The sequence below is a fragment of the Streptomyces sp. ICC4 genome, from assembly GCF_003287915.1.
Lineage (GTDB): Bacteria > Actinomycetota > Actinomycetes > Streptomycetales > Streptomycetaceae > Streptomyces > Streptomyces tritrimontium.
Window position 1 is genome coordinate 275,680 of the sequence record NZ_CP030286.1, and the last position, 21,065, is coordinate 296,744.

General features: G+C 72.8%; 18 protein-coding genes. 12 read left to right on the top strand and 6 right to left on the bottom strand.

Annotation, left to right across the window (positions count from 1 at the left end):
• The first annotated feature begins 36 nt into the window (after positions 1 to 36).
• From mce to DRB89_RS01400, 7 genes are all read left to right on the top strand, one after another.
• Positions 37 to 465 (top strand): methylmalonyl-CoA epimerase, encoded by a 429-nt coding sequence (gene mce, locus DRB89_RS01370; RefSeq protein ID WP_112453635.1) that lies wholly within the window; start codon positions 37 to 39, stop codon positions 463 to 465.
• A gap of 181 nt (positions 466 to 646) precedes the next feature.
• Entirely contained in the window at positions 647 to 5,236 is a 4,590-nt protein-coding gene (gene scy / locus DRB89_RS01375; RefSeq protein WP_204357788.1) for a polarized growth protein Scy, read from the top strand.
• A gap of 202 nt (positions 5,237 to 5,438) precedes the next feature.
• Entirely contained in the window at positions 5,439 to 6,377 is a 939-nt protein-coding gene (locus DRB89_RS01380) for a cellulose-binding protein (RefSeq protein ID WP_112450027.1), read from the top strand.
• A gap of 91 nt (positions 6,378 to 6,468) precedes the next feature.
• Complete coding sequence (locus tag DRB89_RS01385; RefSeq protein ID WP_112450026.1) at positions 6,469 to 7,464, top strand: ABC transporter ATP-binding protein; 996 nt, start codon at positions 6,469 to 6,471, stop codon at positions 7,462 to 7,464.
• Between the two features lie 2 nt (positions 7,465 to 7,466).
• Positions 7,467 to 8,246, top strand: a complete 780-nt coding sequence (locus DRB89_RS01390; protein ID WP_112450025.1) for an ABC transporter permease — start codon at positions 7,467 to 7,469, stop codon at positions 8,244 to 8,246.
• A 136-nt stretch (positions 8,247 to 8,382) separates the two neighbouring features.
• The gene (locus DRB89_RS01395; RefSeq protein ID WP_112463183.1) at positions 8,383 to 9,549 is read left to right on the top strand and encodes an ABC transporter ATP-binding protein; all 1,167 of its coding nucleotides are present in this window, start codon (positions 8,383 to 8,385) and stop codon (positions 9,547 to 9,549) included.
• Positions 9,546 to 10,424, top strand: a complete 879-nt coding sequence (locus tag DRB89_RS01400; protein WP_112463184.1) for an ABC transporter permease — start codon at positions 9,546 to 9,548, stop codon at positions 10,422 to 10,424. The genes DRB89_RS01395 and DRB89_RS01400 overlap by 4 nt, the downstream gene beginning before the upstream one ends.
• 71 nt (positions 10,425 to 10,495) lie before the next feature.
• On the opposite strand, the gene DRB89_RS01405 is transcribed toward DRB89_RS01400, so the two are convergent.
• On the bottom strand, positions 10,496 to 10,837 hold the full coding sequence (locus tag DRB89_RS01405; RefSeq protein WP_112448627.1) for an ATP/GTP-binding protein: 342 nt from the start codon (positions 10,835 to 10,837) through the stop codon (positions 10,496 to 10,498).
• Between the two features lie 230 nt (positions 10,838 to 11,067).
• On the opposite strand from DRB89_RS01405, the gene DRB89_RS01410 reads away from it, so the two are divergent.
• Positions 11,068 to 12,147, top strand: coding sequence for an LLM class flavin-dependent oxidoreductase (locus DRB89_RS01410; protein ID WP_112448626.1), 1,080 nt, complete (start codon positions 11,068 to 11,070; stop codon positions 12,145 to 12,147).
• A 111-nt stretch (positions 12,148 to 12,258) separates the two neighbouring features.
• Here DRB89_RS01410 and DRB89_RS01415 read toward each other — a convergent pair whose 3' ends face one another.
• On the bottom strand, positions 12,259 to 12,651 hold the full coding sequence (locus DRB89_RS01415) for an SCO5389 family protein (protein ID WP_031150500.1): 393 nt from the start codon (positions 12,649 to 12,651) through the stop codon (positions 12,259 to 12,261).
• 220 nt (positions 12,652 to 12,871) lie between these two features.
• On the opposite strand from DRB89_RS01415, the gene nucS reads away from it, so the two are divergent.
• Positions 12,872 to 13,543 (top strand): endonuclease NucS, encoded by a 672-nt coding sequence (gene nucS / locus DRB89_RS01420; RefSeq protein WP_162688431.1) that lies wholly within the window; start codon positions 12,872 to 12,874, stop codon positions 13,541 to 13,543.
• Positions 13,544 to 13,571: 28 nt separating this feature from the next.
• Here nucS and DRB89_RS42655 read toward each other — a convergent pair whose 3' ends face one another.
• The 3 genes from DRB89_RS42655 to DRB89_RS01435 form a co-directional block, all read right to left on the bottom strand.
• Positions 13,572 to 16,070: an ATP-binding protein gene (locus DRB89_RS42655; RefSeq protein WP_162688432.1), complete on the bottom strand. Its 2,499-nt coding sequence runs from the start codon at positions 16,068 to 16,070 to the stop codon at positions 13,572 to 13,574.
• A gap of 185 nt (positions 16,071 to 16,255) precedes the next feature.
• The gene (locus DRB89_RS01430; protein ID WP_112448439.1) at positions 16,256 to 16,579 is read right to left on the bottom strand and encodes an STAS domain-containing protein; all 324 of its coding nucleotides are present in this window, start codon (positions 16,577 to 16,579) and stop codon (positions 16,256 to 16,258) included.
• Between the two features lie 159 nt (positions 16,580 to 16,738).
• Positions 16,739 to 17,587, bottom strand: coding sequence for a 3-hydroxyacyl-CoA dehydrogenase family protein (locus DRB89_RS01435; RefSeq protein ID WP_112448438.1), 849 nt, complete (start codon positions 17,585 to 17,587; stop codon positions 16,739 to 16,741).
• Between the two features lie 180 nt (positions 17,588 to 17,767).
• On the opposite strand from DRB89_RS01435, the gene DRB89_RS01440 reads away from it, so the two are divergent.
• Positions 17,768 to 18,340, top strand: coding sequence for a cob(I)yrinic acid a,c-diamide adenosyltransferase (locus DRB89_RS01440; protein WP_112448437.1), 573 nt, complete (start codon positions 17,768 to 17,770; stop codon positions 18,338 to 18,340).
• On the opposite strand, the gene DRB89_RS01445 is transcribed toward DRB89_RS01440, so the two are convergent.
• Positions 18,337 to 18,945 (bottom strand): hypothetical protein, encoded by a 609-nt coding sequence (locus tag DRB89_RS01445; protein ID WP_112448436.1) that lies wholly within the window; start codon positions 18,943 to 18,945, stop codon positions 18,337 to 18,339. The two genes, DRB89_RS01440 and DRB89_RS01445, sit on opposite strands and share 4 nt — an antisense overlap.
• 158 nt (positions 18,946 to 19,103) lie before the next feature.
• On the opposite strand from DRB89_RS01445, the gene DRB89_RS01450 reads away from it, so the two are divergent.
• A complete protein-coding gene (locus DRB89_RS01450) occupies positions 19,104 to 20,309 on the top strand; it encodes a histidine kinase (RefSeq protein WP_112448435.1) in 1,206 nt (401 codons plus the stop codon).
• Positions 20,306 to 20,950: a response regulator transcription factor gene (locus DRB89_RS01455; RefSeq protein ID WP_112453354.1), complete on the top strand. Its 645-nt coding sequence runs from the start codon at positions 20,306 to 20,308 to the stop codon at positions 20,948 to 20,950. Before DRB89_RS01450 ends, DRB89_RS01455 begins: the two co-directional genes overlap by 4 nt.
• Positions 20,951 to 21,065 lie beyond the last annotated feature (115 nt).

Below are 21,065 nucleotides of genomic sequence, written 5' to 3' on the forward strand. Positions count from 1 at the left end.
GTTGCGTAACCACCTCCGGAGCGCTGCACTGTGTCCATGCTGACAAGAATCGACCACATCGGGATCGCCTGCTTCGACCTGGACAAGACGGTTGAGTTCTACCGTGCCACCTACGGGTTCGAGGTGTTCCACTCCGAGGTCAACGAGGAGCAGGGCGTCCGCGAGGCCATGCTCAAGATCAACGAGACCTCCGACGGCGGCGCCTCCTACCTCCAGCTCCTCGAGCCCACCCGCGAGGACTCCGCGGTCGGCAAGTGGCTGGCCAAGAACGGCGAGGGCGTCCACCACATCGCCTTCGGCACCGAGGACGTCCAGGGCGACTCGGAGGCCATCCGCGGCAAGGGCGTCCGGGTCCTCTACGACCAGCCCCGCACGGGTTCGATGGGGTCTCAGATCACCTTCCTGCACCCCAAGGACTGCCACGGAGTCCTGACCGAACTGGTCACGAGCAACCCCGACCACTGATGTCCCGTTTCCCCGGCCGGTAGAGTGGCTCTGGCTCGGCCGGGGTTCGGTGCGGAGACGGGGTCGGGGCCTGTATCCCCAGCCCCGCCATCTGACACCATTCCCCGGGGGCGTCGTTCAGCGGGCGGACGATGCTCATTTGGGAGTGAGCTTGCGACCAGGGGACGGATGGGACCGCGCTGTGCGGGGCTACGAAAGCCAGGAGAGCCATCAGGCCGAGGCCGACCATCTCTCGCTCTTCGAAGCCGAGATGGAGCGGCTGAAGAAGGAACGCGGGAAGGCCGTCCAGCACGCCGATGACCTGGGGTACCAGGTCGAAGTGCTGCGCGCCAAGCTCCACGAGGTACGCCGCAACCTGGCGTCCCGCCCCGCCTACGACGGCGCGGACATGGGCTACCAGGCGGAGCAGCTGCTCCGCAATGCCCAGATCCAGGCCGACCAGATGCGTTCCGACGCCGAGCGCGAGCTGCGCGACGTACGGGCGCAGACCCAGCGCATCCTCCAGGAGCACGCCGAGCACCAGGCGCGCCTGCAGGCCGAACTGCACGCCGAGGCCGTCAACCGCCGCCAGCGCCTGGACCAGGAGCTGGGCGAGCGCCGCCAGACGGTGGAAGCCCACGTCAACGAGAACGTGGCCTGGGCCGAGCAGTTGCGCGCCCGCACCGAGTCGCAGGCCCGCCGGCTCATGGACGAGTCCCGCGCCGAGGCCGAGCAGACCCTGAACGCCGCCCGCGCCGAGGCCGCCCGGGTCGCCTCCGAGGCCACCCGCCGGCTCGCCGCCGAGAACGAGGCGACGCGCGCCGAGGCCGAGTCCACCCTGCTGCGCGCCCGCAAGGAGGCCGAGCGGCTGCTGACCGCCGCCTCCGCGCAGGCCCAGGAGGCCACCGAGCACGCGGAGCGGCTGCGCTCCACCACGTCCGCCGAGGCCGAGCAGACCCGGCAGCAGACGATGGACCTGGGCCGGGTCGCCGAACAGCGCACCCAGGAGGCCGACGCGGCCCTGCGCGAGGCCCGCGCGGCCGCGGAGAAGCTGCTGGCCGAGTCCAAGGAGAGCGCCGCACGGCAGCTCGCCTCCGCGGAATCCGTCAACGAGCAGCGCACCCGCACGGCCAAGGAGCAGGTGGCCCGGCTCGTCGGCCAGGCCACCAAGGAGGCCGAGGTCCTCAAGGCCGAGGCCGAGCAGTTGCTGGCCGATGCCCGCGGATCCGCGGAGCGGCTGCGCACCGAGGCCGGCGAGCAGGCCCGTACGGCGGCTGCCGAGGACACGGCGGCCCAGCTGGCGAAGGCCGCCCGCACCGCCGAGGAAGTCCTGAACAAGGCCTCGGAGGACGCCCGCGCCACCACCCGGGCGGCGTCCGAGGAGGCCGAGCGGATCCGCGGCGAGGCCGAGGCGGAGGCCGAGCGGCTGGGTGCCCAGGCCGCGGCCACGGCCGATGAGCTCAAGGGCGCCGCGAAGGACGACACGGAGGAGTACCGGGCCCGTACGGTCGAACTCCAGGAAGAGGCCCGCCGGCTGCGCGGCGAGGCCGAGCAGCTGCGCGCGGAGGCCGTCGCCGAGGGCGAGCGGATCCGCGGCGAGGCCCGCCGCGAGGCGGTCCACCAGATCGAGGAGGCGGCCCGCACCGCCGAGGAGCTGCTGGGCAAGGCCCGGGCCGACGCCGACGAGGTGCGCGGCAGCGCGAACACCGAGAGCGAGCGGGTCCGCGGCGAGGCCGTCGAGCGGGCCACCACGCTGCGCAAGCAGGCCGAGGAGACCCTGGAGCGGACCCGCGCCGAAGCCGAGCGGCTGCGCGCGGAGGCCGAGGAGCAGGCCGAGTCGGTCCGGGCCGAGGCGGACGCCGCGGCGGCCGTGCGGCGCCAGGAGACCGAGCAGGCGCTGGCCGCGAAGCGGGCCGAGGCCGACGAAGAGCTCGTCCGCCTGCACACGGATGCCGAGGGCCGCCTCACGACGGCCGAGCAGACCCTGCGCGACGCCCGGGCGGCCGCGGAGAACATCCGCAGGGAGACCACCGAGGAGAGCGACCGGCTGCGCGCGGAGTCCGCGGAGCGGATCCGCGCCCTGCAGGCGCAGTCGGAGGCGGAAGCCGACCAGCTGCGCACGGACGCGGCGCAGGACGCCGGCCGGGCCCGCGCCGAGGCCGAGCAGGCCGCGGTGCGGCTGACCGGCGAGGCCGAGGCCGAGGCGGAGCGGCTGCGCACGGAGGCGCAGGAGACCGCCGACCGGCTGCGCGCGGAGGCCAAGGCCGCCGCCGAGCGGGTCGGGCAGGAGGCCGCGGAAGCGCTGGCCGCCGCCCAGGAGGAGGCCGCGCGGCGGCGCCGGGAGTCCGAGGAGACCCTGGCCTCGGCGCGCACGGACGCGGAGAGCGAGCGGGCGCAGGCCCGGGAGGAGAGCGAGGAGCTCCTCGCCCAGGCGCGCAAGCGCTCCGAGGAGGCCCAGGCCGAGGCGGTCTGGCTCACCGAGGAGGCCGAGCGGCGCGCGTCCGAGGTGGTCGCGGCCGCCGAGGCCACCGCCCAGCAGGTGCACGACTCCGTGGCCGGGCTGCACGAGCAGGCCGAGGAAGAGGTCGCGGGGCTGCGCAGCGCGGCCGAGCACGCGGCCGACCGTACGAAGACGGAGGCCGGGGAAGAGGCCGACCGGGTGCGCGCCGACGCGTACGCGGAGCGGGAGCGGGCCACCGAGGACGCGAACCGGATCCGCGGCGAGGCGCGCACCGAGACGGACGCGGCGAAGGCCCTGGCCGAGCGGACGGTCGGCGACGCGATCGCCGAGTCCGAGCAGTTGCGCACCGACACCGCGGAGTACGCGCAGCGGGTGCGTACGGAGGCCACGGACGCGCTGGCCGCCTCCGAGCGCGACGCCGCCCGTACGAAGGCGGACGCCCGGGAGGACGCGAACCGGATCCGCGGCGAGGCGGCGGAGGCCCTGGAGGCCGCGCGCGCCGAGGGCGGCCGGATCGTCGCGGAGGCGACGGCGGAGGCCGAACGGCACACCGAGGAGACCCGCGCGGCGAACGCGCTGACCGTCGCCGCGGCCGAGCAGGAGGCTGCGCGCCTCACGGCCGAGGCCGAGGCCGCCTCCGAGGCGGCCCGCGCCGAGGCGGCGGGCACGTTGGACGAGGCCCGGTCGGAGGCGAACCGGCTGCGCACGGAGGCGGCGGAGCAGGCCGACCGGCTGGTCTCCGAGGCCACCGCGGAAGCCGAGCGGCACACCGAGGAGACCCGCGCGGCGAACGCGCTGACCGTCGGCGCGGCCGAGACCGCGGCCGAGGGCCTGCGCACCGAGGCGGCGGCCGTGCTGGACACGGCCCGCGCCGAGGCGGAGCGGCTCACGGCCCAGGCGGCGCAGACGCTGGCCGGGGCCGAGCGGGACGCGACGGGGATCCTGGTCGACGCGCGGACCGAGGGCGACCGGCTGGTCGACGAGACCCGCGCGGCCAACGAGGCGACCGTCGGCGAGGCGTTGGCGGAAGCGGGCCGGCTGCGTGCCGAGGCGGCGGGCGTGCTGGACGACGCCCGCGCGGAGGGCGGCCGGATCATCGGCGAGGCCACCGCGGAGGCGGACCGGGTCACGGTCGCGGCCAACGAGACGCTGGCGGGCGCCGAGCGGGAGTCCGAGCGGACGCTGGACGAGGCGCGCGCCGAGGCGGGCCGGATCCGCACCGAGGCCGCCGAGCAGGCCGACCACCTGGTCGGGGAGGCCGTCGCGGAGACGGACCGGCTCACCGAGCAGACGCGCAAGGACAACGAGCGCACGGTCGCGGAAGCGGCGAACGAGGCCGAGCGGCTGCGCGCCGAGGCGTCCGAGGCACTGTCCTCGGCGCAGGAGCACGCCACCCGCACCCGGTCCGGGGCCGAGCGGGTCAAGGCGGAGGCCGCCACCGAGGCGGAGCGCGTACGGGCCGAGGCCCGCGCGGAGTCGGAGCGGCTGCTGGACGAGGCCCGCGAGGAGGCCAACAAGCGCCGCAGCGAGGCCGCGACGCAGGTCGACCGGCTCATCACGGAGGCTTCCTCGGAGGCCGAGAAGCTGACCGGGGACGCGCAGAAGCAGGCCCTGGCCGCCACCACGGCGGCCGAGGAGCAGGCGGACGCGATGGTCGACGCGGCGCGCAAGGAAGCCGCGCGGATCACGTCCGAGGCGACCGTCGAGGGCAACTCCCTGGTGGAGAAGGCCCGTACGGACGCCGACGAGCTGCTGGTGGGGGCGCGCACCGACGCGTCGGCCATAAGGGAGCGGGCGGAGGAGCTGCGCGGCCGCGTCGAGGCGGAGGTCGAGGAGCTGCACGAGCGGGCCCGCCGGGAGTCGGCCGAGCAGATGAAGTCGGCCGGCGAGCGCGTGGACAAGCTGGTGCGGGCGGCGACCGAGCAGAGCGTCGAGGCCGAGGCGAAGGCCAAGGAGCTGGTGTCGGACGCGAGCAGCGAGGCGAGCAAGGTCCGCATCGCCGCGGTGCGCAAGGCGGAGGCGCTGCTCAAGGAGGCCGAGCAGAAGAAGGCCGAGCTGGTGCGGGTGGCCGAAGGCCGCCTCGCGGAGGCGACCGCGGAGGCCGAGCGGCTCGTCGACGGGGGCCGGCGCGAGCTCGAAGTCCTGGTGCGGCGCCGTGAGGACATTCAGGCGGAGATCTCCCGTGTCCAGGACGTTCTTGAGGCGTTGGAATCATTCGAGGCGCCTTCGGGTGGCACGAAGCCCGGGGTCGGCGGCCAGGGCGCGGGGGGCGTGAAGGCCGGTGCGACAGCGGGTTCCACTCGTTCGGGTGGCAAGACGTCAGAGGGCTAGTCAGTGCGCCTGGATGTGTGCTCCTGATGGAGGTTCAGGCGAACGAGTGACAAGCGTTCTGGCGCCTTGCCACTCAAAAGGGGTGTCATTGTCCAGATCAAACGTGGATTGACTCGATGACACGCCGTCCTGGCGCCTAGGATTCCCCTTAACACCTAACACCTCGCGTAGTACCTCATCGGTCTCATTCGACAGGAACCCCATGAGCGACACTTCCTCCCCCTTCGGCTTCGAGCTCGTGCGGCGTGGTTACGACCGCGGTCAGGTGGACGACCGCATCACCAAGCTGGTCTCCGACCGTGACAGCGCCCTCGGACGAATCAACTCTCTGGAAAAGCGGATCGAGGAGTTGCACCTCGAGACGCAGAACGCCCAGGCCCAGGTGAACGACGCCGAGCCGTCGTACGCCGGCCTCGGCGCCCGGGTCGAGAAGATCCTGCGCCTGGCCGAGGAGGAGGCGAAGGACCTGCGCGAGGAGGCCCGTCGCGCGGCCGAGCAGCACCGCGAGCTCGCCGAGTCGGCCGCCCAGCAGGTGCGCAACGACGCCGAGTCGTTCGCCGCCGACCGGAAGTCGACCGCCGAGGACGAGGGCGTCCGGATCGTCGAGAAGGCCAAGGGCGACGCCTCCACCCTGCGCAACGAGGCCCAGAAGGACGCGGCCTCCAAGCGCGAGGAGGCCGACGCGCTCTTCGAGGAGACCCGCGCCAAGGCCGCCCAGGCCGCCGCGGACTTCGAGACCAACCTGGCCAAGCGCCGCGAGCAGTCCGAGCGCGACCTGGCGGGCCGCCAGGCCAAGGCCGAGAAGCGCTTGGCGGAGATCGAGCACCGCGCGGAGCAGCTGCGCCTGGAGGCCGAGAAGCTCCGTACGGACGCCGAGCGCCGCGCCCGCCAGACCGTGGAGACCGCGCAGCGCCAGGCCGAGGACATCGTGGCCGACGCCAACGCGAAGGCCGACCGGATCCGCAGCGAGTCCGAGCGCGAGCTGGCGGCGCTCACCAACCGCCGCGACTCGATCAACGCGCAGCTCACCAACGTCCGCGAGATGCTGGCGACGCTGACGGGTGCCGCGGTCGCGGCCGCCTCCGCGCCGATCGACGACGAGCCGGTCACCCGCGGCGTTCCCGCGCAGCAGAGCCGCTAGTCGCGGAGGGCAGTACTCCGCTTCGACACCCGGGGCCCCGCGCCACCTCCAAGAGGTGGCGTGGGGCCCTTCGGCGTTCTAGCGTGGCGGAATGATCGAGCTTGAGGGCCTTACGAAACGATTCGGCGCGAAGACCGCCGTGGACCACCTCAGCTTCCAGGTCAGACCGGGGGTGGTGACCGGCTTCCTCGGCCCCAACGGGGCGGGCAAGTCCACGACCATGCGCATGATGCTCGACCTCGACAACCCGACCAGCGGGACGGTCAGGATCGACGGGAAGCACTACCGGGACCTGCCGGAGCCACTGAAGTACATCGGGGCACTGCTGGACGCGAAGGCGATGAACGGCGGCCGCAGCGCGTACAACAACCTTCTCTGTCTTGCGCAGTCGAACCGGATTCCGCGCAGCCGGGTCTCCGAGGTGCTCGACCTGGTCGGCCTGACGGCCGTGGCGCACAAGAAGTCGAAAGGATTTTCGCTGGGCATGGGCCAGCGGCTCGGAATCGCCTCCGCGCTGCTCGGTGACCCGGAGATCCTGATGTTCGACGAACCCGTCAATGGTCTGGACCCGGAGGGAATTCTCTGGATCCGCAATCTCATGAAGGGGCTCGCGGCAGAGGGAAGGACGATCTTCGTTTCCTCTCACCTGATGAGCGAAATGGCGCTGACCGCAGAGCATTTGGTGGTCATCGGACAAGGAAAGCTGCTGGCCGACCTGTCCATGGCCGATTTCATCCAGCAGAACTCCCGCAGTTACGTCCGCATGCGCTCGCCGCAGCAGGAACGGCTGAAGGACGTCCTGCACGACGCCGGGATCGACGCGATCAGCGTCCCGGCCACCGGCGCGCTGGAGATCGACGGCGCGGGCGCGGAGCGGCTCGGCGAGCTGGCCGCCCAGCACCAGATCGTGCTGCACGAACTCAGCCCGCAACGGGCTTCACTGGAGGAAGCGTTCATGCGCATGACGGCGGACTCCGTCGAGTACCACGCCCACGCACCGGGCATGGCTCCCGACAACCCGGCCCGGCCGGCCGACGTGCCCGCCTGGGGCGCCGGTTTCGACGCGAAGCACAAGGGCGGCGAGTGACCATGTCCTCCTTCCCCGCCGTCCTGCAGTCCGAGTGGACCAAGATCCGCTCCGTCGCCTCCACCCTCTGGACCCTGGCCGCCGCCGCCCTCGTCACGGTCGGCATCAGCTCCTTGATCTGCGTCTTCATCAACTCGTCCTTCGAGGACATGCCCCCGCAGGAGCAGGCCACCTTCGACCCGACCCTGGCCAGCTTCGCGGGCATGTCCCTGGGCCAGCTCGCGATGATCGTCTTCGGTGTGCTCGTCGTGGGCACCGAGTACAGCTCGGGCATGATCCGCACCTCCCTGGCCGCGGTACCGCGGCGCGGGTCCTTCCTGGCCGGAAAGCTGCTCGTCGCCACCGGGCTCGCGCTGGCCGTGGGCCTGATCACCAGCTTCGCGTCCTTCTTCCTCGGACAGGCGATCCTGGGCGACCGGAGCATCGCCATCAGCGAGCCGAACGTCCTGCGCGCCGTCTTCGGCGCCGGGCTGTACATGGGGATGCTCGCGCTGTTCTCCATGGGCGTGGCCACCATGCTGCGCAGCTCGATGCTCTCGCTGGGCATCCTGATGCCGTTCTTCCTCCTGGTCTCGAACATCCTCGGAGCGGTGCCGGCGACCCGGAAGGTCGCCCAGTACTTCCCCGACCAGGCCGGATCCAAGGTCATGCAGGTGATCCCGGGGGCGATGGGCAGCGAGAAGGTGCCCTACGGACCCTGGGGCGGCTTCGGGATCATGGCCCTGTGGGTGCTGGCGGCCGTTCTCGGCGGCTACCTCGTCCTCAGGAAGAGGGACGCCTGAGGTACTACGGGGAATGCCCGGGTCGATCTCAGGGGCAGCTCAGGGATCAGGCCCGGGACGGAACCGTAGGAACCTCGTTATCCTCTTAACCCTTACAGGGGCGAAACTCGCCCCGGCCTGGCAAGGGGCAGAGCACATGATCGAGGCAGTCGGGCTGACCAAGCGCTTCGGCGCGAAGACCGCCGTCGACGACCTGTCCTTCCAGGTCAGGCCCGGTCACGTGACGGGATTCCTGGGGCCCAACGGCTCCGGGAAGTCCACCACCATGCGCCTGGTCCTCGGCCTGGACCGCCCCACCTCCGGCCGGGTCACCATCAACGGCCTGCCCTTCCGTGAGCTGGCCAACGCCCAGCGGCACGTCGGCGCCCTGCTCGACGCCAAGGCCGTGCACGGCGGCCGCCGGGCCCGCACCCACCTCCTGTCCATCGCCCAGCTCTCCGGGATCCCCGAGAAGCGGGTCGATGAGGTCCTGGGCGTCGTGGGCCTCCAGGACGTCGCCCGGCAGCGCACGAAGGGCTTCTCGCTCGGCATGGGCCAGCGGCTGGGCATCGCGACCGCCCTGCTCGGAGACCCGCAGGTGGTGCTCTTCGACGAGCCGGTCAACGGGCTCGACCCCGAGGGCATCCTCTGGGTCCGCAACCTGATGCGCCGGCTCGCCGCCGAGGGCCGCACCGTCTTCGTCTCCTCGCACCTGATGAGCGAGATGGCGCTGACCGCCGACCACCTGATCGTGATCGGCCGGGGCCGGCTGCTGGCCGACATGAGCACCGCGGACTTCATCACGCACAACTCGGCCGGATTCGCGCGGGTCCGCACGGCCGACACCGACCCCGACGGCTGGGACACCCTGGGCTCCGTCCTCAGCAGGGCGGGGGGCCGGGTGCTCAAGGAGCCCGACGGGGCGCTGCGGGTGACCGGGCTGGAGCTGGCCCGGATCTCGGACCTCGCGCACGCCGCCGGCGTACGGCTGTGGGAGCTGTCGCCGCACCGGGCCTCGCTGGAGGAGGCCTACATGCGGATGACGCAGTCCTCCGTCGAGTACACCTCCACCGAGGACCCCCGGGCCGAGCTGTGGGAGCCCGAGCCGCTGTCCGTCCCGAAGTGGGAGGAGGAGGCGGCGGCCGCCGCCGTCGAGGTCCCGCAGGCCGGGTTCTTCGCGCCCCCGCCGCCCGGGACGGACGGGCGGCCGTTCCTGATGCCCGGCAGCCCGGGCGAGCTCGCCGGGGCCGCGCCCTCCCCCGGCCCCGCCCAGCCCCAGGAACCGGTGCGCACGCCCGCCCACGAGCCCGAGGACACCCGATGACCGCCCCCACCACCGCGACCGCCGGGGAGCCGGCCCCGCAGGGCTACAGCTCCCCGCTGCCGGCCACGCGGCCGCACCTGGGGCACGCGGTGGCCTCGGAGTGGACGAAGCTGATCTCGGTCCGCTCCACGATGTGGACGCTCGGCTCGCTGGTGCTGCTCGTCGTCGGCATCGGCGGCGCGGTGATCCTGCAGACCCGGGACCTGGACTACGAGCAGATGCCGTTCATCGCCCCCTCCCTCTTCGGCCTGCTCGTCGGGCAGCTGTCGGTGATGGTGCTCGGGGTGCTGACCGTGACCTCCGAATACGGCACCGGCCTGGTCCGCACCACCTTCACGGCGGCCCCCGACCGGTACCGGGTGCTGACCGCGAAGTACCTCGTCTTCGGCACCGCGGCCTTCCTCACCACCGCCGGGTCGGTCGCCCTGGTCGGGCTGACCGCCTCGATCCTGCACGGCGGCTCGGCCTCGGGGACGCACTCCGGCTCCGAGTGGGTCTCCGGGCTCCTGGGCAGCTTCTACGTCACCCTGCTCGGCGTGCTGTCCCTGGCTATCGGGGCGCTGGTGCGGCATTCCGCGGGCGCGATCGCCCTGATGCTGGGCATCGTCACCCTGCCGCCGGTCATAGGGGCCGTGTTCAGCATCTGGGAGGCCCTCGCCCCGGTCGGCCGGGCCATGATCCAGTACAACGCGCCCATGGCGCTGATGCAGCTGTTCGGGCTGCCCGCCGGCGGCAGCGAGCCGGCCGCGGACGGCGCCGTGGTCGCGGACGGCATCACGGCCCCGGGCAGCCTGAGCCACCTGGTGCTGATCCTGCTGGTGACGGGCGCGGCGGTCGCCGCCTCGTACGTGGTGACCGGCCGCCGGGACGTCTAGGACGGACCTGACGGGACGGGACCCGACGGGCCCCGACCGGACCCGACCTGACCGGGACGTCCGGGGCCGGCTCAGTGCTTGGGAGCGTTGCGGGACCGCTGCACCTTGGAGGTGCGGCGGTCCTTCGCGTTCCAGCAGGCCTTGTGCCAGTGCCTGCGGTCGTCGACGCCGCCGTACTCCGGCCAGGCCACCAGGTGCGGGGTGCCGGAGGGGATCTCCTGGTCGCATCCGGGGCAGCGGTACCGCTTGCCCGCCGCGCTCGCGCCCGCGACGTGCCGGACCTTCCAGTCCTCGCCCTGGTACTCCTCCATGCGCTCCAGCCCGTACCGGTCCAGACTGCCCGGGCCCGAGGCCTGGTCCGAACGATCGGCTGGATTCTCGCCGCCCCTGGGGCGGTTGTGGCGCGGTGACACGTATACCTCACGGATGGGCGGACGGCAGTGACTTTCTCCCAGACTACGCGCAGCGAGCCGGGGTACCCGCAGGGTGGCCGAAGGACGACCATCCGCAATACGTGACTGGCCCGACAATCCCAATAACTTTCCTGTCAGGCCGTGCCTTTGGCACGTGTCAGACGTTGTTGCCGGTAAGAAAACCGGTCCGCCTGGGGGAGGCCGCGTCAGCCGCGAGGAGGCTAAAGGCGATGCGTGTAGGAGCGTTTGTACTGGCAGCCCAGTTCCCTGGCCAGGGTCAGGGAGAGGCACTGCACCGGGCGGTGCGGACCGCCGAGGTGGCCGAGGAGACCGGGCTCGACTCGGTCTGGCTCGCCGAGCACCACTTCGTCCCGTACGGGGTCTGCCCCTCGGCGGTGACCCTGGCGGCCCTGATGCTGGGCCGCACCCGCCGGCTGCGCGTGGGCACGGCGGTCAGCGTGCTGCCGAACACGCACCCGGTGGCCCTGGGCGAGCAGGCGGCCCTGCTGCACCTGACCTCGGAGGGACGGTTCTCCCTCGGCGTCGGCCGGGGCGGCCCCTGGGTGGACCTGGAGGTCTTCGGGGGCGGCCTCGACGCGTACGAGAACCGCTTCCAGGAGGACCTGGACCTGCTGCGCCGCTGGCTGGCCGAGCCTCGGGTGGGGGCGGGGTCGGGAGCGGGGTCCCCGGCGGCCGCGCAGGCGGCTGTGCAGCCGGATCTGCGGGGCCCCGGCGGGCGGTACGGCTTCCGCGAGGTGGCCGTCGTACCGCGCCCGTCGGAGGCTCTGGACGGGGACGGGAAGGGGCCGGAAGTGATCGTCGCCTGCACCTCCCCCGCATCGGTCCGGCTGGCCGCGGAGCGCGGTCTGCCCATGCTGCTCGGCATGCACTGCGGTGACGAGGACAAGGCCGCGATGGTCGACCTGTGGCGGCGCACGGCGCGGGCCGCGGGCCGCTCGCCCGAGGCGGACCACGTGTCGGCCGGGGTGTGCCAGCTGGCGGACCGGACGGCGGACGCCCGGGAAACGCTGATGAAGTCGATGCCGGGCTGGCTCAAGCAGGGGCTGGACGCGCACGTGACGGTGGACGGCCGCCGGCGCGCGATGCGCGACCCGGTCGCGTACACCGAGCTGTTGTGCGACCTGCACCCCGTGGGCACCCCGGAGCTGGCGGCGGACCGGCTGGCGGCCACCTCGGAACGTACGGGCATCACGCGGTTCGCCCTGCTGACGGAAGGCTCGGGGGACCTCGCCGCGACGGAGGAGAACCTCCGCAGGCTCGGCACCGAAGTCGTGCCCCGGCTCGGCTGAGACCAGGGCTGCCGCTCCGTTGGCACCGGAGCGGCAGCGGGATACCGGTCGTACACGGTCACATGTGCGGATCGTGCGCTGACGAACGGGGCGTGCGCCTACGGGGCCGTGCTAACAGTCGCGCAGCTCCGGCGACTGGTTGAGCAGCTGACCGCGGATCGAAGTGAACTTGGCCAGCCGGTCGTCCACCGAGGAATCCAGCGGGAAGACCGCCAGCCGGTGACAGTTCTGGAATGCCAGGCGCACTCCGAAGTGGCGCTGCAGCGCACCCCGTATCGCGTCGCTCGCGAGAGCGCGCAGCAGTTGGCCACGCGCCTGCTCGTCGGGCGGCGGCGTCTGGTTGTCGGCGAACTGTCCGCCGTCGACCTTCAGCTGGGCCACCAACGAGCTGATCATCTCCCATGCGTAGGGCAGGGAGGTCCGGACGCAGTCGACGAAAGCGGCTTCGTCGACCTCGCCTCGCTCGGCCTGTTCGAGTAGGGCCGGTGAGACGTCGAGCGACATGGGTTCTCCTCTCGCGACCCCGGCCGATTGGGTGACCGGAGTCTTACGGGCAGGGACGGAGATCGCGACGCAGTGTGCACGCGTCGCAACCTCCCGCTCACCACGGTAGGCGCCCGGTGGGGACCGCACCAGGAGAATGCGCATACAACGCGCCATCCGCGAACGGGGCTTTCGGGGGCGAATCGCGTGCAGGCCCATCGGTCGAGTAGCGTTGCCGACCATGCGTCTCGTCATTGCCCGCTGCTCCGTCGATTACGCGGGCCGGCTCACCGCCCATCTGCCCTCGGCACCCCGTCTGATCCTCGTGAAGGCCGACGGCAGTGTCTCGATCCACGCGGACGACCGGGCGTACAAACCGCTCAACTGGATGTCGCCGCCGTGCACCCTCAAGGAGGGGACCGGTGACGAAGCCGGCGTCTGGACCGTCATCAACAAGGCGGGCGAGAAGCTCATCATCACCATGGAGGAAGTCCTCCACGACTCCTCGCACGAGCTGGGCATCGACCCGGGCCTGATCAAGGACGGCGTCGAGGCCCACCTGCAGGAGCTCCTGGCCGACCGGATCGACACCCTCGGCGAGGGCTACACGCTGATCCGCCGCGAGTACATGACCGCGATCGGCCCGGTGGACATCCTGTGCCGGGACGGTTCGGGCGCGACGGTCGCGGTGGAGATCAAGCGGCGCGGTGAGATCGACGGCGTGGAGCAGCTCACGCGCTACCTGGAGCTCCTGAACCGAGACCCGCACCTGGCGCCCGTCAAGGGCGTGTTCGCGGCCCAGGAGATCAAGCCCCAGGCCCGCGTCCTGGCGAACGACCGCGGCATGGACTGCGTCGTCCTCGACTACAACGCCATGCGCGGCATCGAGGACGACAAGCTCCGCCTGTTCTAGGCGCCGTCGGTCGTCCCGTCCGGGCCGGTCACGGCGTGCCGCCCGTCGTTCCCGTCGTCGTGCCCGTGGACGTTCCGGTCCCGCCGGTCTCCCCCGTCGGGGTGGGCGTCGGGGTCGGCGTCGGGGTGGGCGTCGGCGTGGTGGGCGTGTCCGTCGGCGGGGTCACCGGCGGGACGACCGGGCCCGTCGAGCCCGAGGGCTGCGGGGTCGGCGAGGGCTTGCGCGTGGTGGACTTCTTCGGCGACGGCGTGGCGCTCGGCTCCTCCGCGCCCGGTGACGACGTGTCCGGTTCCGGTGCAGGATCGTTCCCGCTCGGGCCCGGATCGCTCGGCGCCGTGACCGGGTCCCCCGCGGTCGGGGTCGTCGAGGCGCCCGGCCCCTGGGTCGGCGGGGGCGTCTCGTCGGAGCTCATCGCCAGCGCGACCACCGCACCCAGCACCACCACCGTCAGCGCCCCGGCCGCGGCCAGGAGCAGCGGCTTGCGGCTGGGCCGCGGCTTCGGCCGGGGCGCCGGCCGCGGCGCTTCGGCCGGTTCCGGCGTGAGCGGGAAGGCGTCCTCGAAGACCTCGGCCAGCGTCGTGGGCGAGACCGAGCCCGCGGGCACCACCGCCGGCACCACCGTGGTGACCGCTTCCGGGCCCGACGGGTCGGCGGGGGCCGGCACGAGCCCGGGAACCACCGGGGACACGGGAGCCACCGGGGTCACAGCGGACACCAGGGGCGCAGGGGCCACCGGAGGCACGGGGGCCGCCGGGGCCTTCGTGGTCTTCGTGGTCTTCGGCGCGGCGGGAGTCAGCGGCGACACCGGAGGCAGCGCGGCCACCGGGAGCACCGTGGTCGGGCCGGTCAGGGCCGCCAGTCCGCTCCCCGCGGCGCCGGCCGCAGCCGGGGCCGGCGGGGCCAGCCGCAGCGGCGGCGAGACGTGCACTCCGGCCGCCTCCCGGTCGGTCACCAGGGCCAGGGCCCGGCGGCCCGCCACGGTGCCCCGCTTGTCGGCCAGCGCGCCGCGCAGCCCGATCGAGGCCTCCAGCTCGGCCCGCGCCCGGTCGATGCGGCCCTCGCACAGGGCCAGTACGCCCAGTTCGTGGTGGAAGTACGCCTGTTCGGCGACCTCCCCGGCCTTGCGCGCGGCCTCCGCGCCCGCGCGCAGCACCCGCTCCCACGCCTCCCAGTGCAGCGAGGCCGCGAACGCCGGGGCAGCCGTCCGGGCCAGCAGGACGGCCGCCACCACGTCCGCGCCGGCGAGCGCGGCGAGTATCGCGTCCGCCTCGGCCGCGACGCGCTCCGGGGTCACCGAGGTGTGTCCGGTCCACCAGGCGTAGTGCCGGGCGGCCGTACGGGCCTCCTCGGCCGCGGTGTCCCCGTACCCGACCTCCTCCAGCTGCCGCGCGACCCCGGCGGCGAGCCGGTAGCGCGTGCCGACGGGGGTCAGCAGGCCGCAGTCGAGCAGTTCCCCGACGGCCGTGTCGGCGTGCGTGTCCCCGACCAGCGCCGGCAGGTGCGCGTGGTGCGGCAGCTCCCCGCCCAGCGCGCAGGCGATCCGCAGCGCGGCCCGCCCGGACTCGCTGACCCGCGAGGCCAGCAGTTCCGCCGGAGCGGCGCCCTCGGCCAGGGTCGGCAGCGGCACGAAGACGGTGTCGCGGGGCCGTTCCTCGAAGACGCCGGGCTCCTCGTCCTCGTCCTCGGCGCCGGCCCGGTTCAGCTCGTCGCGCCGGCGCAGCAGCGCCGCGGCCTGGACGAAGCGCAGCGGCAGCCCTTCGGAGGCGAAGCGCAGGTCGGCCGCCCAGGCGGTCTCCGCCTCGTCGAGGACCCGGCCGGTGCCCGCTTCGAGCAGGGCCACGCAGTCGGTGCGGCTCAGTCCGCCGAGGAAGACCTCTTCGAGGTGCGAGTCCTCGGAGGGGGCCCGGGTGTCGGGGGTGGCGGCCAGCAGGTAGGCGCACTCCGGCGTGGCCCGCAGCAGTTCGTCGAGGGCGGGGCCGCCCATGTCGAGGTCGTCGAGGAGGACGACGGCGCCGATCTCCCGCACCCGGGCGAGGAGCCGGTCGCGGTCGGGGCGTTCGGCCGTGGCCTCGCAGACGGTGGCGTACAGCGCGTGGAGGAGTTCGCCGGGCTGCTGGTGCCCGTATCCGCTGAGCCGGACGACCCCGTCGGGGGCGATGTCCGCGCAGTCGTCGGCGATGGCGTCGAGCAGGGCGGTGCGCCCGGATCCGGGCGGTCCGGTCAGCCGTACGGAGCGGCCGCGGGCCAGGAGGCGTACGAGGCGCTCGCGCTCCTCCTCGCGGCCCAGCAGCAGCCGTCCGGCCGGGGCCCCCGGCGGTACGGGCGGGCGCGCCGCGGCGGCTCTGGAGGCCCGGGCGGCGGGTGTGCGCCGGGCGGGGACGGGGTCGCTCTCGCCGCCGGGGCGGTGGGTCGGCTCGATCTCGCTGCCGTCGACGGGGTTCACCGTGAGGGTGAAGTCCCCGGTGGTCAGCGTCACCACTCGTGCGGGCTGCTGAGCCGGATCGGCCTGCCCTTGTGTGCGGTCCATGACCAAGTCCCCCGATCGCGCCGTGCGCCGTCGTATCGCCCGGCCTTCGCACACGCCGCTGTCGCTACTGGTCCGGTTTCCGCCCGAACCCTAGACCGTGCCCGGCGGCGCGGGAACCGCCGGGGTGCCTTCACCACCGGACCGTTACGTTTCCGCAGGAAATGTCGCGGGAGATTCCGGCCGGATCAGACCCGCGGCAGGGATTCCGCTTCCAGGCCGCCCTCGATCGCGAGGATCCGGTGCAGCCGGGTGGCGACGAGCAGCCGCTGCATCTGCGGCGGCACCCCGCGCAGGACGAGCCGCCGGCCGGTCCGGCCGGCCCGGCGGTGTGCTCCCATGATCACGCCGAGGCCGGTCGCGTCCCAGGAGTCGAGCCCGGTGAGGTCCAGCACGAGGTCCCCGTGGCCGTTGTCGAGGGCGGAGTGCAGGGCCGTACGGGCGTCCGCCGCGCTGCGCACGTCGAGGCGGCCCCCGACAGCGAGTTCGGCGTGGTCGCCCCTGATGTGCATGTGTGCTCCCGGCAGTGCGGTACTGCGTGCGTATGGTCCGACTGGTCCGTGGTCGGCAACTCTCACTTCAACTGACTGCCCCAGGGGCAGGGAAGTTGCCGACCGTGAGCGAACCGATACCAAATTCACCCTTTGGGGTGCCGGCGTTCGAACTGGTGGTCAGTGCTTGTAGAAGCCCTGGCCGCTCTTGCGGCCGAGGTCGCCGGCGTCCACCATGCGGCGCATCAGCTCCGGCGGCGCGAACTTCTCGTCCTGCGTCTCGGTGTAGATGTTGCCGGTGGCGTGCAGCAGGATGTCGACGCCGGTGAGGTCGGCGGTGGCCAGCGGGCCCATCGCGTGCCCGAAGCCGAGCTTGCAGGCGATGTCGATGTCCTCGGCGGAGGCTACGCCCGATTCGTACAGCTTCGCGGCTTCGACGACCAGGGCCGAAATGAGACGGGTCGTCACGAAACCGGCGACATCGCGGTTGACGACGATGCAGGTCTTGCCGACGGACTCGGCGAACGCCCTCGTGGTGGCGAGGGTTTCGTCGCTCGTCTTGTAGCCGCGCACGAGCTCGCACAGCTGCATCATCGGGACGGGCGAGAAGAAGTGCGCGCCGACGACCCGCTCCGGACGCTCCGTCACGGCCGCGATCTTGGTGATCGGGATGGCGGAGGTGTTGGAGGCGAGGATCGCGTCTTCGCGCACGAGCTTGTCGAGCGCGCGGAAGATCTCGTGCTTGATCTCGAGCTTCTCGAAGACGGCCTCGACGACGATGTCGGCGTCGGAGACCGCTTCGAGCTCGGTGGTCGTCGTGATCCGGGCGAGGGCCGCCTCCGCGTCCTCGGCGGTCAGCTTGCCCTTGGAGACGAACCTGTCGTACGAGGCCTTGATCCCGTCGGTCCCGCGGGTCAGAGCGGCATCGGTGACATCGCGCAGCACGACGTCCCATCCCGCCTGAGCGGAGACCTGCGCGATTCCGGAACCCATCAGTCCGGCACCGATGACGGCGAGCTTCCCAGCCACTGCACACCCCACGCTTTCGAATACGGCACAGCCTCGTTCGTTCTCCGGCGGAGACTAGCGCCCGGGAAGGGCGGAGTGACCGCGAAGTAACACGCGTCACGTCTCAGATGACGGACATCACACCGGGACGGCCCAGCAGTGCGCCGGAGGGCCGCAGTTGGCCCGCACTACGCTGGCGGCATGGTGAACCTCACGCGCATCTACACCCGCACCGGCGACAAGGGCACGACCGCCCTCGGCGACATGAGCCGTACGGCCAAGACCGATCTGCGGATCTCCGCCTACGCCGACGCCAACGAGGCCAACGCGGCCATCGGGACGGCGATCGCACTCGGCTCGCTGCCCGCCGACGTCGTGAAGGTCCTGGTCCGGGTGCAGAACGACCTCTTCGACGTCGGCGCCGACCTCTGCACCCCGGTCGTGGAGAACCCGGAGTATCCGCCGCTGCGCGTCGAGCAGTTCTACATCGACAAGCTGGAGGCGGACTGCGACTCCTTCAACGAGCAGCTGGAGAAGCTCCGCAGCTTCATCCTCCCCGGCGGCACCCCCGGCGCCGCCCTCCTCCACCAGGCCTGCACGGTGGTCCGCCGCGCCGAGCGCTCCACCTGGGCCGCGCTGGAGGCGCACGCCGAGGTGATGAACCCGCTGACGGCCACCTACCTCAACCGCCTCTCCGACCTCCTGTTCATCCTGGCCCGTACGGCCAACAAGGAGGTCGGGGACGTCCTGTGGGTCCCGGGCGGGGACCGCTAGCGACTGCTGTCCCGGGTGCTTTCCCGGCTGCTGTCCCGGGTGCTTTCCCGGCGGGCGGCCTCCAGGGGGGCCTTCGCCGGCGCCCGCTTCGGCCACACCGTGTACGCGACGGCGATCAGCGCGTGGATGCCGGTCATCCGCAGCCCCGTGAGCTGCCACCCGCGCAGCGGGCCGGTGTCCGCCGCGCCGCCGACGTACCAGATCGCGGCCTGCAGCAGTCCGGCCGCGACGGCGGCGGCGAGGAGGGTCCGGGCGACCAGCTTCCACTCGTGGACGGCCCGCGCCCAGCCGTACCCGGCGCCGACCGGCTTCGGGCCCCCGGCCAGGCGGTACGCCGCGTGGCCGTCGAGCCAGCGCACCGTGTAGTGCCCGTAGGCCACGGTGTAGCCGATGTACAGCGCGGCGAGCCCGTGCTTCCAGTCCGGCTCGGCGCCGCCGCGCAGGTCCACGGCGGTGGCCGCGAGCAGCACCAGTTCCAGCAGCGGCTCGCACAGCAGGACGGCCGCGCCGGTCTTCGGCATCTTCGCGAGGTAGCGCAGGGCCAGGCCGCCGGTCAGCAGGACCCAGAAGCCGACTTCGCAGACGATGATCAGGGTGACGAGCACGGGACTCTCCGTTCCTGCGGTGGGGGGACGTCTCCAGCTTCCCGCCCGGTCGGCGCCGATTCCTCGTCACCGGTGACGAAAGGCGCGGGAGCCGCACTGCACCTTTCGATGTAGCGCTCCTCGGCCCCGATGGCGATGCCCGGCCCCGCCTCACCCTGTTGGATGGGACCGTGACCCCGAAGATCCCGCCCCCGCACCGTGACGACGTCCTGCTCGCGGTGGCCAGCGTGGCTGCCGGCCTGGTCCTGTGGTCGCTCGGGGTGCACAGCTCCGCCACCCGGGACCTGCTCCCCGCCTGGGCCGCGCTCGTCCCCCTCTTCGCCCTCGGCGCGATGGAGCTGCTGCGCCGCAGCGCGCCCCGGCTGACCCTCGCCGTCGGCACCGCCGGACTGATCGCCGACCAGTTCACCGTGGGGAATCTGGCCACCGTCCTGATCTTCACGGACCTGATGTACGCGGCCGTCGTCTACGGCAAACCCGCCATGGCCCGCCGTCTCCCGGTGACCACCGGCCTGATCACCGTGGCCGTCACCATCGCCTCCGTAGCCTGGCTGCGCACCCCGCAGGCCCTGCTGATCGGCGTGGTCACCGGCATCGTGAGCTTCGGTCCGGCGCTGACCGGCGCCACCCTGCGCAACCACCGCGAGGCCGCGGTCGCCGCCCGGCTGCGCGCCGAGCAGACCGCGCTGCTGGCCGAGATGGACCGGTCGCAGGCGGTCGTCGCCGAGCGCGCCCGGATGGCCCGCGAACTGCACGACATGGTGGCCAACCACCTCTCCGCGATCGCCATCCACTCCACCGCCGCGCTCTCCATCGACTCCCCCGCCACCAGCCGCGAGGCCCTCGGGGTGATCCGGGAGAACAGCGTCCAAGGACTGGCCGAAATGCGCCGGCTGATCGGGCTGCTGCGGGACGCGGGCGCGGAGCAGGAGGCGGCCGCCACGCCGTCGCTCGACGGGCTGGAGGTCCTGCTGGGGCAGGCCCGCGTCAACGGCGCCGCGAGCGACCTGGACTTCGTGCTCCTGGACGACCGGCCGCCCGGGGAGCCGCTGCCGGCCCCCGTGGAGCTGGCGGCGTACCGGATCGTCCAGGAATCGCTGACGAACGCCCTCAAACACGCCGCCCCGGGCACGGTCCGGGTCCGGGTCTGCCTGGACGGCGCGGAGGGCGGGGTGCTGAGCGTCCGCGTGGACTCCCCGTACGGGGAGCGCCCCGGCCCCCGCGCGCCGGGGTCCGGGGCGGGGCTGATCGGCATGCGGGAGCGGGCGGAGCTGCTCGGCGGGGAGTTCCGGGCGGGGCGCGAGGAGTCGGTGTGGCGGGTGCGGGCCACGCTGCCCGCACGGGAGAGGGCGGTGCGGACGTGACGACGGTCAGGGTAGTGGTGGCGGAGGACCAGGGCGCGGTGCGGTCCGGGCTGGTCCTGATCCTGCGCAGCGCGGGCGACATCGAGGTGGTGGGCGAGGCGGCCGACGGGGAGGAGGCGGTGCGCCTGGCCCGGGAGCTGCGGCCGGACCTGGTGCTCATGGACGTGCAGATGCCGCGCCTGGACGGGGTCTCGGCGACCCGCCAGGTGGTCGCGGAGGGCCTGGCCGACGTCCTCGTCCTGACCACGTTCGACCTGGACGAGTACGTCTTCGGGGCGCTGCGCGCGGGCGCGGCCGGCTTCCTGCTGAAGGACGCGGACGCGGCGGAGCTGATCACGGCGGTACGGACGGTCGCGCGCGGGGAGGGCCTGATCGCGCCGGCGGTGACCCGGCGGCTGATCGCGGAGTTCGCGGCTCCGCGGCCCGTACGGGTGCCCGTGCCGGCGGCGGTGGAGTCACTGACCCGGCGCGAGCGGGAAGTGCTGGGGTGCCTGGGCGAGGGCTTGTCGAACGCGGAGATCGCGGTGCGCCTGGAGATGGCGGAGGCCACGGCGAAGACGCACGTCAGCAGGCTCCTGGCGAAGCTGGAGCTTCGCAGCCGGGTCCAAGCAGCGGTGTTGGCACAGGAGTTGGGGCTCTAGCGGGAATCCGGCCGGAAACGACTCCCCGGGTTTTCCGTAAGGTCTGGACCTCTTGACGGTTGGTCCAGACCTTTCTACTCTCACGCACAACTGTGGTGAGCGTGTCATGACAAAA

Excerpts from the sequence above, each read along its gene's own strand:
- mce (WP_112453635.1), top strand. The coding sequence starts at position 37 with ATGCTGACAAGAATCGACCACATCGGGATCGCCTGCTTCGACCTGGAC.
- DRB89_RS01390 (WP_112450025.1), top strand. The coding sequence starts at position 7,467 with ATGTCCTCCTTCCCCGCCGTCCTGCAGTCCGAGTGGACCAAGATCCGC.
- DRB89_RS01415 (WP_031150500.1), bottom strand. The coding sequence starts at position 12,651 with ATGTCGCTCGACGTCTCACCGGCCCTACTCGAACAGGCCGAGCGAGGC.
- DRB89_RS01400 (WP_112463184.1), top strand. The coding sequence starts at position 9,546 with ATGACCGCCCCCACCACCGCGACCGCCGGGGAGCCGGCCCCGCAGGGC.
- DRB89_RS01380 (WP_112450027.1), top strand. The coding sequence starts at position 5,439 with ATGAGCGACACTTCCTCCCCCTTCGGCTTCGAGCTCGTGCGGCGTGGT.
- DRB89_RS01410 (WP_112448626.1), top strand. The coding sequence starts at position 11,068 with ATGCGTGTAGGAGCGTTTGTACTGGCAGCCCAGTTCCCTGGCCAGGGT.
- DRB89_RS01440 (WP_112448437.1), top strand. The coding sequence starts at position 17,768 with ATGGTGAACCTCACGCGCATCTACACCCGCACCGGCGACAAGGGCACG.
- DRB89_RS01395 (WP_112463183.1), top strand. The coding sequence starts at position 8,383 with ATGATCGAGGCAGTCGGGCTGACCAAGCGCTTCGGCGCGAAGACCGCC.
- nucS (WP_162688431.1), top strand. The coding sequence starts at position 12,872 with ATGCGTCTCGTCATTGCCCGCTGCTCCGTCGATTACGCGGGCCGGCTC.
- DRB89_RS01385 (WP_112450026.1), top strand. The coding sequence starts at position 6,469 with ATGATCGAGCTTGAGGGCCTTACGAAACGATTCGGCGCGAAGACCGCC.
- DRB89_RS42655 (WP_162688432.1), bottom strand. The coding sequence starts at position 16,070 with ATGGACCGCACACAAGGGCAGGCCGATCCGGCTCAGCAGCCCGCACGA.
- DRB89_RS01430 (WP_112448439.1), bottom strand. The coding sequence starts at position 16,579 with ATGCACATCAGGGGCGACCACGCCGAACTCGCTGTCGGGGGCCGCCTC.